At 54.5% G+C, this 14,279-nt stretch carries 14 protein-coding genes; 6 read left to right on the top strand and 8 right to left on the bottom strand.

Annotated features, from left to right (window positions below; all coding sequences use genetic code 11):
* Positions 1-2 precede the first annotated feature (2 nt).
* The 6 genes from arnT to SB719_RS05335 all read left to right on the top strand — a co-directional run bounded on the left by arnT (position 3) and on the right by SB719_RS05335 (position 5,723).
* On the top strand, positions 3-1,658 hold the full coding sequence (gene arnT / locus SB719_RS05360) for a lipid IV(A) 4-amino-4-deoxy-L-arabinosyltransferase (RefSeq protein WP_412158998.1): 1,656 nt from the start codon (positions 3-5) through the stop codon (positions 1,656-1,658).
* Positions 1,655-1,987 (top strand): 4-amino-4-deoxy-L-arabinose-phosphoundecaprenol flippase subunit ArnE, encoded by a 333-nt coding sequence (gene arnE / locus SB719_RS05355; RefSeq protein WP_304231542.1) that lies wholly within the window; start codon positions 1,655-1,657, stop codon positions 1,985-1,987. The genes arnT and arnE overlap by 4 nt, the downstream gene beginning before the upstream one ends.
* A complete protein-coding gene (gene arnF, locus SB719_RS05350; protein ID WP_065647372.1) occupies positions 1,984-2,358 on the top strand; it encodes a 4-amino-4-deoxy-L-arabinose-phosphoundecaprenol flippase subunit ArnF in 375 nt (124 codons plus the stop codon). Before arnE ends, arnF begins: the two co-directional genes overlap by 4 nt.
* 122 nt (positions 2,359-2,480) lie before the next feature.
* A complete protein-coding gene (locus SB719_RS05345; RefSeq protein ID WP_412158997.1) occupies positions 2,481-3,302 on the top strand; it encodes a TIM barrel protein in 822 nt (273 codons plus the stop codon).
* 25 nt (positions 3,303-3,327) lie between these two features.
* On the top strand, positions 3,328-4,338 hold the full coding sequence (locus SB719_RS05340) for a Gfo/Idh/MocA family oxidoreductase (protein ID WP_412158996.1): 1,011 nt from the start codon (positions 3,328-3,330) through the stop codon (positions 4,336-4,338).
* A 146-nt stretch (positions 4,339-4,484) separates the two neighbouring features.
* Entirely contained in the window at positions 4,485-5,723 is a 1,239-nt protein-coding gene (locus SB719_RS05335; RefSeq protein WP_065647375.1) for an aromatic amino acid transporter, read from the top strand.
* Between the two features lie 40 nt (positions 5,724-5,763).
* Here the strand turns inward: SB719_RS05335 and uraH are convergent, their stop codons facing one another.
* From uraH to malE, 8 genes are all read right to left on the bottom strand, one after another.
* Positions 5,764-6,177, bottom strand: a complete 414-nt coding sequence (gene uraH / locus SB719_RS05330; protein WP_071668326.1) for a hydroxyisourate hydrolase — start codon at positions 6,175-6,177, stop codon at positions 5,764-5,766.
* A gap of 131 nt (positions 6,178-6,308) precedes the next feature.
* Positions 6,309-7,412 (bottom strand): NADH:flavin oxidoreductase/NADH oxidase, encoded by a 1,104-nt coding sequence (locus SB719_RS05325; RefSeq protein WP_292968738.1) that lies wholly within the window; start codon positions 7,410-7,412, stop codon positions 6,309-6,311.
* 344 nt (positions 7,413-7,756) lie between these two features.
* Positions 7,757-8,599 carry a class I SAM-dependent methyltransferase gene (locus SB719_RS05320; protein WP_412158995.1) on the bottom strand — a complete coding sequence of 281 codons (843 nt, stop codon included), beginning with the start codon at positions 8,597-8,599 and terminating at the stop codon, positions 7,757-7,759.
* Complete coding sequence (locus SB719_RS05315; protein WP_412158994.1) at positions 8,587-9,867, bottom strand: YcaO-like family protein; 1,281 nt, start codon at positions 9,865-9,867, stop codon at positions 8,587-8,589. Before SB719_RS05315 ends, SB719_RS05320 begins: the two co-directional genes overlap by 13 nt.
* Entirely contained in the window at positions 9,845-9,976 is a 132-nt protein-coding gene (locus SB719_RS05310) for a hypothetical protein (protein WP_412158993.1), read from the bottom strand. Before SB719_RS05310 ends, SB719_RS05315 begins: the two co-directional genes overlap by 23 nt.
* Before the next feature lie 458 nt (positions 9,977-10,434).
* Positions 10,435-11,325, bottom strand: a complete 891-nt coding sequence (malG, locus tag SB719_RS05305) for a maltose ABC transporter permease MalG (RefSeq protein WP_293005591.1) — start codon at positions 11,323-11,325, stop codon at positions 10,435-10,437.
* Positions 11,326-11,334: 9 nt separating this feature from the next.
* The gene (malF, locus tag SB719_RS05300) at positions 11,335-12,867 is read right to left on the bottom strand and encodes a maltose ABC transporter permease MalF (RefSeq protein ID WP_304231561.1); all 1,533 of its coding nucleotides are present in this window, start codon (positions 12,865-12,867) and stop codon (positions 11,335-11,337) included.
* A 58-nt stretch (positions 12,868-12,925) separates the two neighbouring features.
* Positions 12,926-14,116, bottom strand: a complete 1,191-nt coding sequence (gene malE / locus SB719_RS05295) for a maltose/maltodextrin ABC transporter substrate-binding protein MalE (RefSeq protein WP_304231563.1) — start codon at positions 14,114-14,116, stop codon at positions 12,926-12,928.
* Between the last annotated feature and the right edge of the window lie 163 nt (positions 14,117-14,279).

Below are 14,279 nucleotides of genomic sequence, written 5' to 3'. Positions count from 1 at the left end.
TGATGCGTACAGGAACAAAAACCACACTGCTTTTTATGCTCTTTGCGCTCTACTATCTGTTGCCGGTGCCGTTTCGCGACCTCTGGCAGCCCGATGAGCTGCGTTACGCGGAAATAAGCCGTGAAATGATGGTCAGCGGTAACTGGGTTGTGCCGCACTTTTTTACGTTGCGCTATTTTGAAAAACCTATCGCCGGCTACTGGATAAACAATCTGGGTCAGCTGGTGTTTGGCCACACTAATTTTGGCGTGCGCGCCGGCGCGCTGTTCAGCACCTTTGGCAGCGGCCTGCTGATTTTCTGGCTTGGATGCCGGATGTTTGCCAGTCGTAACGTCGCGCTGCTGGGCAGTGTTGTTTTTATGACCTCGCTGCTGGTTTATGGCATTGGCACTTACGCCGTGCTGGACCCGATTCTGATGCTGTGGCTGACGGGGGCAATGTGCAGCTTCTGGTATGCAGCTCAGGCACGCACATTCCGGCAACGGTTCTCCGGCTATCTGCTGCTGGGGGCGGCCTGCGGCATGGGGTTTATGACAAAAGGCTTTCTGGCACTTGCAGTCCCGGCACTGGCAATTGTGCCGTGGATGGTGTGGCAGCGTCGCGTTATGGAGCTGCTGCGCTGGGGGCCGCTGGCGCTGCTGACCGCCGTGCTGCTCAGCCTGCCGTGGGCGCTGGCGATAGCGCAGCAGGCGGGAGATTTCTGGCACTACTTTTTCTGGGTTGAGCATATTCAGCGTTTTGCTGAAGAGAATGCGCAGCACAAAGCGCCTTTCTGGTATTACCTGCCGGTGCTGGTTGCGGGCGCGCTGCCCTGGCTGGGGCTGCTGCCCGGCGCGCTGATAAGCGGCTGGCAGCAGCGCCGCCAGCAGGCAGGCATGCTCTATTTACTGTGCTGGGTCGTGCTGCCGCTGCTGTTTTTCAGTATTGCTAAAGGCAAACTGCCCACCTATATCCTGCCCTGTTTCGCCCCGCTGAGTCTGCTGATGGCACGTTATGCGCTGGGTAACAGCGCACGATTAAGCACCGCGCTGCGTCTCAACGGCTGGATAAACCTGCTGTTTGGCGCGCTGACCGCGCTGACGGTGATAAGCGTACTGGCGCCCTGGGGGCTGGCACACCGGCCGCTCTACAGCAGCGACGAGAAGCTGCGCGCCTCTCTGGCGGCGCTGGCGTTTACCGGCTGGGCGGTGGCGGCAGGTGTCAGTCTGCATACCCGGCGCTGGCAGCTGGCAGCGCTCTGCCCGCTGGCGCTGGCGCTGCTGGTGGGATTCGCCATTCCCGATCGAATACGGGACGCCAAACAGCCGCAGAACTTTGTCCGTAACATAGCGGATCAGCTTACGCACAGTCGCTATATTCTGGCAGATAACCCCGGCGTCGCCTCTGCGATTGCCTGGCAGCTTAAGCGCAGCGATATGATTTTTTATACGTCCAAAGGCGAACTGGAATATGGCCTCAGCTATGCCGATGCCCGGAAACGTTACGTTGCGGATGCAGATTTTGCCGACTGGCTGCGGATTCATCGCAGAAAGGGTGATGTCGCGCTGGTACTGATGCTGGATGCCGGACAGAAAACGCCCGATGCGGCGCTGCCGGTGCCGGATGAAATCTGGCAGCAGGGCCGGCTGGTCTGGTACGGATACCGCCACGCGCCATGAACCTGCTGCTGATTGTTCTGGTCAGCCTGCTCAGCTGTGCAGCTCAGCTGTGTCAGAAGCAGGCAGCGCTGGTGGCGTCAGACGCTCCGCGCAGGCGCATGGTGCTCTGGCTCGCGCTCAGCCTGCTGCTGCCTGGAATGGCGATGCTGCTCTGGTTGCAGGTATTGCGCAGTGTGCCGGTCAGCCAGGCGTATCCGATGCTCAGCCTTAACTTTGTGCTGGTTGCCGCAGCGGCACGCCTGATCTGGCGCGAAGCCTACACGCTGCAGCAGTGGCTGGGCACGCTGCTGATTGTCGCAGGGGTGGCTTTGATGGGGAGCCAGCTATGAAAGGCACCGGTCTGGCACTCTGCAGCGTGGTACTGGTGACGCTGGCGCAGCTGATGCTGCGCGGCGCGATGATGAGCTTTCCTGCGTTCAGCGCGCTGCTGCATGGCGGCGCGCGCCCTGCGTTAATGCTCTGCGCGGGCCTCGCCGCCTACGGGGTGTCGATGCTGTGCTGGCTTGTGGCGCTGCGCTACCAGCCGCTCAACCGGCTCTATCCGTTACTCAGTCTGAGCTATGTACTGGTCTGGCTGGCTGCTGTTGTACTGCCGTGGTTTCATGAGCCCTTTCGCTGGAGCAGTCTGGCGGGCGTGGTGCTGATTGTGGTGGGCTTACTGGTGATATCGCTGCCGCGCAGTAAAAAACCGGGCTGCTGATATGCACTCAGGCAGCACGATACAAGCTGATGTAAATCACTCAAAGAAGCAGCGGAGCCGGTCAGCCTGATGTTTTAGTATCCCTTCAGTTGCCTTCCAACCCGTACGCATCAGGACTGAATATGACCGGTAAACTAAGCAGCGACCGCCTCTGTATTAATCGCAAAATTGCCCCCGCCCTGAGCATCAGTGAATTTTTTGCGCTGGTGGCAAAGCTGGGGCTGCACAAGGTTGAACTCCGCAACGATATGAAAAGCGGCAGCGTGACCGACAATCTCGGCGGCGCACAGGTCAGCGCGCTGGCCCGTGAGCATGCCCTGACTATCGAAACCATCAATGCCGTTTATCCGTTTAATCAGCTCAGTGATGAGGTGCTGGAAAAGACCCGTAACCTGCTGAAAGACGCTGCGGAAAGCGGTGCAAAAGCGCTGGTGCTCTGTCCGCTCAACGATGGTACGCCGGTCAGCGACGCGCAGGCTATTGACGCCCTGCAAACCCTGGCGCCGCTGTTTGCGGAGCAGGGCATTCAGGGACTGGTTGAGCCGCTGGGCTTTCCGCAGAGCTCGCTGCGTTCAGCCGCGCAGGCGCAGCGGCTGATTAAACAGGCCGGGGTGCCGTTCAAAATTGTGCTGGATACCTTTCATCACCATCTCTATGAAGGCGCCGAAGCGGACTTTGCCGGACACGTCAATGTTCATGAGATTGGTCTGGTTCACCTTTCCGGCGTGACCGATACCCGTCCGGCTGCAGAGCTGACGGATGAAGAGCGCATCATGCTTAGCGCTGATGACAGACTGCAGACAAAACAGCAGGTTGCCCGCCTTGAAGAGATGGGTTACCGCGGTATCTATGCGTTTGAACCCTTCTCGTCGGTGATGGAGAACTGGAGCGCTGCAGAGATTGAGCAGCAGATCCGCAGCAGCATCGATTACCTCAACAGCTAACCGCGACCGGCTAAGGGAACAGACTATGACACTCAATATTGGCGTAATTGGTACCGGTGCAATCGGCCGTGAACATATCCGGCGCTGCAGTCAGGTGCTGCAGAACGCGCGCGTGGTAGCGCTGAATGATATCGATCGCCGTCAGTGCAAAGAAGTAGCAGCTGCGCTGCAGCTGCAGGCAGAGATCTACGACAGCGCGCACGACCTGATCAATGCGCCCGACGTACAGGCCGTGCTGGTGACCTCCTGGGGACCGACACATGAAGAGTTTGTGCTGGCCGCAATCAAAGCAGGCAAGGCTGTGTTTTGTGAAAAACCGCTGGCGGTCACAGCGCAGGGCTGCATGAATATTGTTGAAGCGGAGATGGCCGGCGGTAAAAAACGCGTGCAGGTCGGCTTTATGCGTCCGTATGACAGCGGGTATCGTGCGTTAAAGCAGGTGCTGGAGAGCGGTGAAATTGGCGCGCCGCTGATGCTGCATTGTGCACATCGCAATCCGGAAGTCGGTGACAGTTACACAACAGATATGGCGATTACCGATACGCTGATTCATGAGCTGGATGTGCTGCGCTGGTTACTGAATGACGATTACGTCAGCGCACAGGTGATCTGGCCACGCAAAACGCGCCACGCCAGTTCACATCTGAAAGATCCGCAGATTGTCCTGCTGGAAACGGCGCAGGGTACACGCATCGACGTTGAAATTTTTGTTAACTGCCAGTACGGCTATGACATTCAGTGTGAAGTGGTGGGAGAAAGCGGCATTGCCCGGCTGCCGGAACCGATGGCGGTACAGACGCGCAGTAACGCATCGCTCTCTGTGGCCATTCTGACCGACTGGAAAAAGCGCTTTATTGATGCTTACGATGTGGAGCTGCAGGCGTTCATTAACAATGTCCTTGCAGACGAGCTGACCGGGCCTTCTGCCTGGGATGGTTATGCGGCGGCGGTGGCAGCAGACGCCTGCGTCGCGGCGCAAAAGAGTGGTGACATTGTTCCGATTACCATGCCGCCCCGTCCGGCTTTTTATCAGTAATCCCGCCTAATCTGCGCGCCTGGCTTACGGGCGCGTCAGTGTCATCGCCTGATTACAGGCGCCGCAATCTTTTTTCCGCTTTGTGCTCTACATACTAGTACATGATGTGTATCATCCCGCCTTTGCTAATTTTCTGAGTCGTTTGAATGTCAGTACCTCAACTCACGTCGCGCCAGCCCTCAGTCTGGTGGGGCGCTATGATCATCTGTGGCACCGTCGTGGGTGCCGGCATGTTTACGCTACCCGTTGTTATGGCAGGAAGCTGGTTTGGCTGGGGCGTGCTGCTGCTGTTTATCAGCTGGGGCGCTATGCTGCTCTCCGGCCTGCTGTTTATGCGGGTCAGCCTGCATTATGCAGCCGGGGAAGGCTATGACACCCTTGTACGCGATCTGCTGGGACGCGGCTGGGCGATACTTAACGGTTTAAGCATCCTGTTTGTACTGGGGATTCTGACTTACGCCTATATTTCCGCCAGCGGTCCGGTCTATCAGCACTCCCTCAGTCAGCTGGGCGTACCGCTCACAACGGCCGGTGCAAAAATTGCGCTGACGCTGCTGGTTGCAGTGGTGGTGTTGCTTGGTACGCGTGGCGTGAGCCGGCTGATGACCTTCTGCGTGGTGGCAAAAATTGCACTGCTTATTTTGTTATTTGGCGGACTGCTGATGCAGGTTGACAGCGGCTCGCTGCTGCAGCCAGCGCCAGAAGGCAGCGCGTACTGGCCCTATGCGTTTGGCGTGCTGCCGTTCTGCCTGGCGTCTTTCGGGTATCACGGTAACATCACCGGTCTGGTCAGCTATTACCAGCGCGACCGTCGCAGGATCGCGCGTGCCCTGCTGCTCGGGACGCTGATATCGCTGGCGCTCTACCTGTTCTGGATCGTCAGTACGATGGGTAATCTGCCGCGCAGCGCGTTTCCGGCTATTGTTGCGCAGGGCGGTGACATCGCCGCGCTGATGGCGGCCTTAGGTACTCATCTGCAGGTGCCGGCATTAAGCCTGATGTTGTCGCTCTTCTCTCATTTTGCGGTTATCGCGTCGTTTCTTGGCGTCACGGCAGGATTGTTCGACTTTGTTGCCGACCGGATGGGATGGGGAGATACACCCGGAGCACGGGTAAAAACGGCGCTGCTGACGTTTCTGCCGCCGCTGCTGGCCTCCATTCTCTGGCCACACGGGTTCGTGGCGGCTATTGGTTACGCCGGTCTGTTTGCAACCCTGTGGGCAGTTCTGATCCCGGCCTTGCTGGCGTGGCGGGCAGGGCAGCGCTTCACCACGCATGAAAAATCGCCGCTGGCGATTACGCTGGTGGTGCTGTTTGGTGTGCTGAACATCGCCGCGTGGCTGCTGAGCTGGCTGGACTGGCTGCCGTTATTTGGCGCGAGCTGAAATGAGAACGCGCTGGTCTGAAGCCAGCGCGTTTTGAATATCAGTTACCGCGATAGGTTGAGTAACCATACTGGCTCAGCAACAGCGGGATATGGTAATGCTGATCGGTTTTTTCCAGGTTAAATATCACCGGAATTTCCGGAAAGAAAGTCTGCTGATTAACCGACTTATAGTACTCCCCGGTTTTGAACACCACACGATAAATACCTGACTGCGCCATTTTATCTTTTGGATAAAGTGCCGGGATCCGCCCCTGCGCATCCGTGGTGGCTTCTGCCAGCTTTGTCCAGTTATCGCCTGCTTTCTGATCCAGCTCCACTTTTACACCCGCAGTAGGGATACCGGTTTGCAGATTAAGCACGTGCACGCTGACCGGATTTTTCATGGTATCAGCGGCGGCGACGCCAGCAGTGCAAAGTAATACAGCAGAAAGCAGAAGGTGTTGAGGTTTCATTTCATCGTCCTTTAATGTGAATGCGTGAAATGAAGCATAAAGGTTAAAGGCCGGAGCGCCTTACTCTGGCCGCAATCTGTGAAATTTCCCAGAAAGCAGCGGCAGGCAGGCAGGCAGCCTGCCGCTACGGATTATTTACCGTTCTGTACCAGGGTGCCTTTCAGGCCGTGCGGCTCTGAACGCAAATATTGCGGCGGGGCTTTGACGGTGGCGCCCAGTTCAGCGGCGGCGTGCCACGGCCAGTGCGGATCCCAGAGCATACCGCGTGCCAGCGCGATCAGGTCCGTATCGCCGGTATGCAGGGCCTGTTCTGCCTGCTGTGGATCGGTTATCAGTCCGACGCCAATTACCGGGATATCCACTACTTTACGGATATCGCGTGCAAACGAGAGCTGGTAGCCTGGGCCGATATCGATCTCCTGATCGGGTGACAGCCCGCCGCTTGAGACATGAATATACGCACAGCCTGCGGCGGCCAGCTGCTGGCTGAACGCAATAGACTGCTCATTATCCCAGCCACCGGTTACCCAGTCAGTGGCTGAAATACGCACGCCCACCGGCACTGAGTCAGGCAGGGCATCACGTATCGCCTGAAAGACCTCCAGCGGATAGCGCATGCGGTTTTCCAGCGATCCGCCATACTCATCATCGCGCTTATTACTGAGCGGTGAAAGAAACTGATGCAGCAGATAACCATGAGCGGCATGCAGTTCAACCAGTTCAATTCCGATGCGCACCGCGCGCTGTGCGCTATCAACAAAGGCCTGCTTCAGACGCATCAGTTCTTCTTTACTCAGGGCATGTGGCGCCTGTTCACCCGACTGATAAGCCTCGGCGGAAGGTGCCACCGTCTGCCAGCCTCCCTGTTGCGCAGAGATCTGCTCGCCGCCTTCCCAGGGTACGGCACAGGAGGCTTTGCGCCCTGCGTGACCCAGCTGAATACCTATCGGCAATGTGGCCCATGGACGGATATCCTTCAGCACGCTGGCCAGCGCAGCTTCGGTCTCATCGTCCCATAATCCCAGATCGCCCGGTGATATGCGGCCGATATCCTCAACGGCTGTTGCTTCGATAATCAGCAGGCCGGCACCGGAGAGGGCGAGCTGCCCCAGATGGATACGGTGCCAGGCAGTGGCTTTACCCGCCTCAGCGGAGTACTGACACATCGGCGCAATAATAATGCGGTTCTCCAGCGAGAGCTGTCCCAGTTTTGTGGCGCTAAATAACAGACTCATCTTAACCTCATGTTTTCAGGGGATCTCAGGTGAAGTAAGTGTAGATGGTCATCAGCAAACGGAGGTTACGCGATGCAGGGATTCTGTTTCTAAGCGTTAAAGCGGGAAAAACTACATCATAGTTACAACATTCTTATGCTATTTAACTATTTTACATGAGACCACAGCAGTCGCATCGCCTGACAGGACCACCGATGGGCGCTGAATGAAGGCTCACATCTGAACGAGCAGAGATAACGATATACAGCTGCATCCTGCGGATCCGGCCAGAAGCGCTGGCCATAATGACACCGGGCGCGGATGGCAGGGCAATGCTGGTTTACTCCTGACAGCAATCCGGTCTTTTATGTTGCTTGCAATAAGTAGTATTGGAAAAAACCGGCAAAGCGTTCGCTATAACCGCTTGTCATCTTAAGAGCAATGTTTTTGCCCCTTACATAGTCAGCAATATCAATATTTACAGGGGTATGGCCAAAGATAATTAAGTAACCTTTTGTGTTAAGCAGCGTAATCAGCTTATCAATAACAGGGGCTGTCTGATCGTGTCTTATCACTTCATGATTAGCAAAGCGGCAAAAAATGATGTCGAACCTGGTACGGTCACTGGTTTGCATAAAGTCGCTGTGTGCAACATGCGGAAGCTGCTGCCTGGCTTTTGTAACCATTTTTTCAGCACGATCTGCAGCAAAATAGTTTAGCCGGGGAAGTTGCTCTTTTAATGAGGCAAGAAATGCTCCGGTAGAGCAGGCGGGGTCAAACACACGGCACCCTGGAAAAGCGATACCCTGAAGCAATTTCAGAGTATGTACCCGGAAATGCGCTTCCTGCCTGTCCAGCTTCTCCGGCGTATCAGCCATCTGGTTCCAGAATGATTCCGGGCATATAGCCTCATTACCCTGGCCATCCAGCGGCGGCCACGGAAAGTGAATATTATAATCCGGGCAGGCGGGGAGTAATTTTTCACGCCACGCCGGATCGTCCGGCACTCTGATGCCAAGGATTATTTCATCTTTAGTTTCATCCAGCGACATGAGTATGCCGCGTATCATCCCGGGAAGAATGATGCTATAGGCAGTGTCATGAATGAATGGCGTCCGTATGCCGGCAAAAAGTGATTCCTTTGTTGTCATGATAAAAATATCATGCCGCTCGCGATTCGGAACCCGAATGTAGATTATTTTACGCATGTCTGATCCTGATAATTCCGGCAGGGAATAACGACGTTACCCAACGTGACCAGGGCGAATCGCTCCATACCAGGCATGACAGCGCAGGCCAGTGACACGCCGGCAGGATCGCTGTCTATCTCTTTAAGCCATACAGGCAGCCCGGCCATTTCGCACGTGGTTATCAGAAAGTGCAGGTGTTCTTGCAAATCAAGTTCAGCTCGCTTTTCAGGCAGCGTAACATCCTCAGCAGCGAGACTGCTAAAATCGGCAATAAGAGATCGGTACAGTTTTTCATGCGTTTGCAGGTGCTGTTTGTGTTTTTCCAGCTCCTGATTAAAGGACGTAAAATTGTCGGCCAGTTTATGCAGCTGTACCAGTTCTTTTATAGCCCGGGCAGCGGCGTGATCGGCATAAACTGAACAGCCCGCTCCATAAATAGTTATCCCGTTACGCGGCTTACCCTTGCAGTACGCGATATAAACCGGAGGCAGTGCCGGCTCTGAGGCATCGATAATCTGCACGTCATCATCTAAAGCTGATTGAGCATCGTATAAAACACTCTGTAATGTAGGGGGTAATGAGTCAGTATTAACCGTGCGAATTTCTTTTTGTGTACCGTAGAAAAATGTTCTTGCCAGGAGAGTGCCTGTGCAGTGCCTTTCTATTACTTCGCCTATTGCGTGTATAGCTGCTTCAGTAAAACCATACCCTGCAGCGATGCCTGCATTGCTGGTATAACGGCGTGCTGCGTTATAATGGGTAGTGTCTCCCGGAAAAATATGGCTGAAATAGTCGCAATCGGTTAAGAAAAGCGGCCAGAGTAACGGTGCAAGGCGGTTTTTATTTGGAAATTCAACCGCGGCAATCATGGCGGGTGATGATTTCGCAAGAATCGTTAAGGGCAACATTCCACGAAGTTCCGGTTGCTGAATTATTGATTCAAATGGGTATAATTTGCCTGCCTCTCTGAGCGCCGGAAAGCTTCGATAATGCTCATAAGCTTCATAGAGTGCACCCACCCTGGCTTCCTCTGCATAGCCTTTACCGCACCCCGGCACTGGTTTTGTGCCATCCCCTCTGTTTAACAGAGTAACCATCACTGAGAGAGTATCACCAAAGTTGTCATTTTTTATCTGTATGCCCTGCCGGGTAAAATAATCTTCTATTGCCTTTTTTGACCGCGAGAGGGTGACAGATCGTTCAGGTAAAATAGCCATGAAAAATATCTCTATTAAAGCGGCACATAAATGTGCCGCTGAAATGTCAGTCTTCAGATTTACGTTCATCATCCGTCTGTGAAACGGATGCTAACACTTCCTGTTCTTCAATAGTGAGCACAGCTTTGTTTGCATTTTCACTATTGCTGTTGCTGATGCCTGAGTTTAAATACCCCATAATCATATTCCTTTATTAATAAACCGCCGATTGCGGTATGAATATATTTAATTTATGAGAATTTTAAATTCAAATCGCAAATAATAGAAATGTGCACCAGATCAAAGTATGTTTATTGAAGGTTTTTGCTATTTTATTAGTGTTTCTTGCGCATATATTGATCGGAAATTGTCTGATTACCGAAAAGTTAAATCATCTCTTATAAAGACGTTTTCTGACTGGTTGATAGTTAAGGGAATATTAGAAGCTGTAATTACGCTGGTATCCGTACATTTTATTAAAAAGTTTCCTGATTAAGTTGCATAAATCAATCATCTCTAAGTCTGATGCAGGGAAATATATTGGGATAAAATCTGTTGTTTTGCCTTTCTTACCAAAAAAAAGACGGCCCGGAGGCCGTCAAACGCCCCAGTGGTGGTTAAACACCGGGGCAGCGAGGTCACACAATGATGAAGAGGTTAGCCTTTGACGCCGCCTGCTGTCAGGCCGCTGACCAGCCAGCGCTGTGCCAGCAGGAACACCAGCGTGATGGGAATGGCAGACAATACCGCGGCGGCGGCAAAGTCGCCCCAGAGGTAATTCTGCGGGTTTAAATATTGCTGCATGCCAACAGCCAGCGTATAGCTGTTAACGTCCCGTAACAGTAACGAGGCAACCGGCACTTCGGTCACTGCGGCGATAAAGGCCAGAATAAACACCACGGCCAGAATCGGCACTGACAGCGGCAGCAGCACCAGACGAAACGCCTGCCACGGTGTGGCACCATCCAGCGCAGCCGCTTCTTCCAGCGAGCCGTCAATCGTTTCAAAATAGCCCTTGATGGTCCAGACATGCAGCGCAATGCCCCCCAGATAGGCAAAGATTACGCCGCCGTGCGTATTGAGTCCGAGGAAGGGGACATATTGTCCCAGCCGGTCAAACAGCGCATACAGCGCCACCAGCGACAGCACCGCCGGGAACATCTGAAAGATCAGCATCCCTTTCAGCAAGGTTGCGCGGCCGGCAAAACGCATGCGGGCAAAAGCGTAGGCGCAGGTGGTGGATAACGTGACAATACCCAGCGCGCTAATCGCCGCGATTTTCACTGAATTCCACAGCCAAAGCAGTACCGGGAAGGGCGGCGGCGTAACGCTGCCATCTGCATGGGTAACGCTGAAGCCCAGTGCCAGTTTCCAGTGCTCCCAGGAGATCTGATCCGGGATTAGCGATCCGGTTGCAAAATTGCCGGAACGCAGTGAAATAGCGACCACCATCAGCAGCGGAAACAGGATGCCGGCAATAAAAACCAGCAGCAGCAGATGCGTCAGCAGCAAACGAAGCTTTTGCGATTTGGGTTGAACCATTGCCATAATTTTTCCTCAGTCAAACTTCATGCGCACAGCTTTCAGGTTAATGACGGCGAGCGCCCCGACCAGCATAAAAATCAGCGTCGCAATAGCCGCAGCCAGGCCAAAATCCTGTCCGCCGCCGCCCTCAAACGCAATACGCCAGGTATAGTTAACCAGCAGATCGGTATAGCCAGCAGGCGTAGTAGTACCGATGCGATCCGGCCCGCCGTTAGTCAGCAGCTGCACCAGAACAAAGTTATTAAAATTGAAGGCAAAGCTGGCGATCATCAGCGGCATAAGCGGCTTAAGCAGCAGCGGCAGCGTAATGCGGAAAAAATTCTGCAGCGGACCTGCGCCATCCATCGCCGATGCTTCATAGAGATCGTCCGGAATGGCTTTCAGCAGCCCCATACACAAAATCATCATGTAGGGATAGCCAAGCCAGGTGTTCACAATCACCAGCATGGTACGCGCCAGCGCTGGATCGCTGAACCAGGCAGGCTGGACGCCAAACAGCGCATTGAGCATGACGTTAACTTCGCCAAAACTCTGGTTAAACAGGCCCTTAAAAATAAGGATGGAGATAAAAGCCGGTACGGCGTAAGGCAAGATCAGCATCACGCGGTAGATAGCCTTACCGCGCAGCGCTTCCCACTGCACCAGACAGGCCAGCACCATGCCCACTGCAACGGTCAGGATCACCGTGACCAGAGAGAAGATCAGCGTCCAGCCGAAAATGGCGAGAAACGGTTTCTGGATCCCTTCATCGGTAAAAACGCGCGCAAAATTCTTCCAGCCTGCGTTGACCGTAAAGCCCGGGCTAAGTTGTTCACTGTTCCAGCTGCCGTCGGCAGCTATCTGCTGGTAAAAACCCGTATCGGGATTAGCCTGATAGCGTTCGCCGGTTTGCTGATTTTTCAGCACACCCTGGCGCTCTGCAACATATAGCGGGCGGGTACCCGAGAACTGGCGTAACGAGCTCATCACCAGTTCACGCCCATCCGGCAACCGGGCACGGATCTGGCTCAGCGCCTGGCGGTGCGTGGTGATCACTTTCAGCGTGGCGCGCTGCGTGGCGGGCAGTGACGCCTGCTGCAGCGTCAGGGTCTGCGCGGCACCCAAATCAAACGGTGTGGAAACGTAGCGCTCACCGCTGCTGCTGTCGCTGAGCACCAGCTGCCAGCGCCGATCGGCCGGATAGAGTGCAAAATTCAGTCCTGCACCATCCTGATACTGCCTGCCAAGCAGCACCTGCTGCGCGCGTTCCTGCGAAAGCTGATTGGTACTGCTGTAATTGGTAAACGCGATAGCGATAGTACAGGCCAGTGGAAACAGCACAAAAATAGCCATGCCGGCCAGCCCCGGATAGACATAGCGCCACGCATAAGCGCGGCGGTTAGCATAAATCCAGATGCCGGTCGCACTGACGATCAGTGTCATGAGCGCAAACAGATATTCACCCTGCGCATACATCAGCACCAGCAGATAGCCGACTAACAGACAGCAGCCGCCAACCAGTGCGCCTTTCAGCATCCGGCTGTACCGTTCCGTTTTTCCTGACATGATTCGGAATTCCTCAACAGCTGATAAAAAGCCGGCCAGCGCCGGCTTCAGAGAAGGTTCACTTGTTCAGACGGGCCTGCGCATCTTTCAGCGCGGCGTCGACGCTCTGACGTCCTTTCAGCGCATTGAGTGTGGCGGTGCGCATGGCATACCAGAAAGCGGACATCTGCGGAATGTTTGGCATGATATCGCCATTCTGCGCATTGCTCATGGTGGCGGCGATACGCGGATCTTTCTCCAGAATGGCCTGATACGATTTCAGCGCCACGGCACCCAGCGGCTTATCTTTATTAACCGCTTCGAGTCCGTTATCCGTCAGCAGGTAGTTTTCCAGAAACTCTTTTGCCAGCTCTTTGTTAGGGCTGGCGGCATTAATACCGGCGCTCAGTACACCGACAAAGGTTTTAGACGGTTTGCCATTAAGCGTGGGCAGCGTGGTCACCCCGTAGTTGATACCGCTCTTGTCGATGTTGCTCCACGCCCACGGGCCATTAACGGTCATTGCCGTCTGCCCTTTATTAAACGCCGCCTCTGCTATCGAATAGTCAGTATCCGCATTCAGCACGTTGGCTTTGACCTGATCCACAAGGAACTGCATGCCCGCTTTCGCCCCTGCGTTATCCACGCCGGTATCTTTGATATCAAATCCACTCTGGGTAGGTTTGAAGGCGTAGGCACCGCCTGCCGCCAGCAGTGGCCAGGTAAAGTAGGGCTCCTGCAGGTTAAACATAATGGCGCTCTTGCCTTTGGCCCGCAGCTGCTTATCCAGATCGGCGATGGCTTCCCAGCTTTTTGGCGGCTCAGCGACCAGATCTTTGTTATAGATGAGCGAAAGCGATTCTACGGATACCGGGTAACCAATCAGCTTGCCGTTGTAGCGCACCGCATCCCAGGTAAAGGGAAACAGTTTATCCTGCACATTTTTATCGGGTGAAATTTCTGCCAGCAGGCCGGACTGTGCGTAGCCGCCAAAACGGTCGTGGGCCCAGAAAATGATATCGGGGCCATCACCGGTGGCGGCCACCTGCGGATACTTCTCCTCCATCTTATCCGGATGTTCCACGGTGACTTTGATGCCGGTCTCCTGCTCAAATTTTTTGCCAACCTCGGCCAGTCCGTTGTAGCCCTTGTCACCGTTGATCCAGATAACCAGTTTTCCCTCTTCGATTTTTGCCATTGCCGAAGCAGAGAACAGCACAGCGGAGAGCGCGGAGAGAGCGAATAAGCGCGAGACGGTTTTCATTGTCATAAGTCCATCCTGTAAACGAAAGCGGAAAGTAGCGTCCCGTTTATTGTCAGGTTCTGCCGTCGTGTTTCATCCTCCTGCTCTCTACGCCTGCGGGCATAAGTGCGTGATCGTGCCCGCAAAAACCGCGGTTTTTATGGGCTGGCGCACACTTTCCCACGCACTT

This window comes from Pantoea sp. SIMBA_079 (assembly GCF_046940275.1).
Taxonomy (GTDB): Bacteria; Pseudomonadota; Gammaproteobacteria; order Enterobacterales; family Enterobacteriaceae; genus Pantoea; species Pantoea borealis.
Note: the sequence above shows the minus strand (reverse complement) of the source record. Positions and strands in the feature narration are given on the sequence as shown.

Coding starts and splice junctions, on each gene's coding strand:
- malG (WP_293005591.1), bottom strand. CDS start 11,325: ATGGCAATGGTTCAACCCAAATCGCAAAAGCTTCGTTTGCTGCTGACG.
- SB719_RS05315 (WP_412158994.1), bottom strand. CDS start 9,867: ATGAACGTAAATCTGAAGACTGACATTTCAGCGGCACATTTATGTGCC.
- arnF (WP_065647372.1), top strand. CDS start 1,984: ATGAAAGGCACCGGTCTGGCACTCTGCAGCGTGGTACTGGTGACGCTG.
- SB719_RS05345 (WP_412158997.1), top strand. CDS start 2,481: ATGACCGGTAAACTAAGCAGCGACCGCCTCTGTATTAATCGCAAAATT.
- arnT (WP_412158998.1), top strand. CDS start 3: ATGCGTACAGGAACAAAAACCACACTGCTTTTTATGCTCTTTGCGCTC.
- SB719_RS05320 (WP_412158995.1), bottom strand. CDS start 8,599: ATGCGTAAAATAATCTACATTCGGGTTCCGAATCGCGAGCGGCATGAT.
- arnE (WP_304231542.1), top strand. CDS start 1,655: ATGAACCTGCTGCTGATTGTTCTGGTCAGCCTGCTCAGCTGTGCAGCT.
- malE (WP_304231563.1), bottom strand. CDS start 14,116: ATGACAATGAAAACCGTCTCGCGCTTATTCGCTCTCTCCGCGCTCTCC.
- SB719_RS05310 (WP_412158993.1), bottom strand. CDS start 9,976: ATGGGGTATTTAAACTCAGGCATCAGCAACAGCAATAGTGAAAATGCA.
- SB719_RS05325 (WP_292968738.1), bottom strand. CDS start 7,412: ATGAGTCTGTTATTTAGCGCCACAAAACTGGGACAGCTCTCGCTGGAG.
- SB719_RS05340 (WP_412158996.1), top strand. CDS start 3,328: ATGACACTCAATATTGGCGTAATTGGTACCGGTGCAATCGGCCGTGAA.
- SB719_RS05335 (WP_065647375.1), top strand. CDS start 4,485: ATGTCAGTACCTCAACTCACGTCGCGCCAGCCCTCAGTCTGGTGGGGC.
- uraH (WP_071668326.1), bottom strand. CDS start 6,177: ATGAAACCTCAACACCTTCTGCTTTCTGCTGTATTACTTTGCACTGCT.
- malF (WP_304231561.1), bottom strand. CDS start 12,867: ATGTCAGGAAAAACGGAACGGTACAGCCGGATGCTGAAAGGCGCACTG.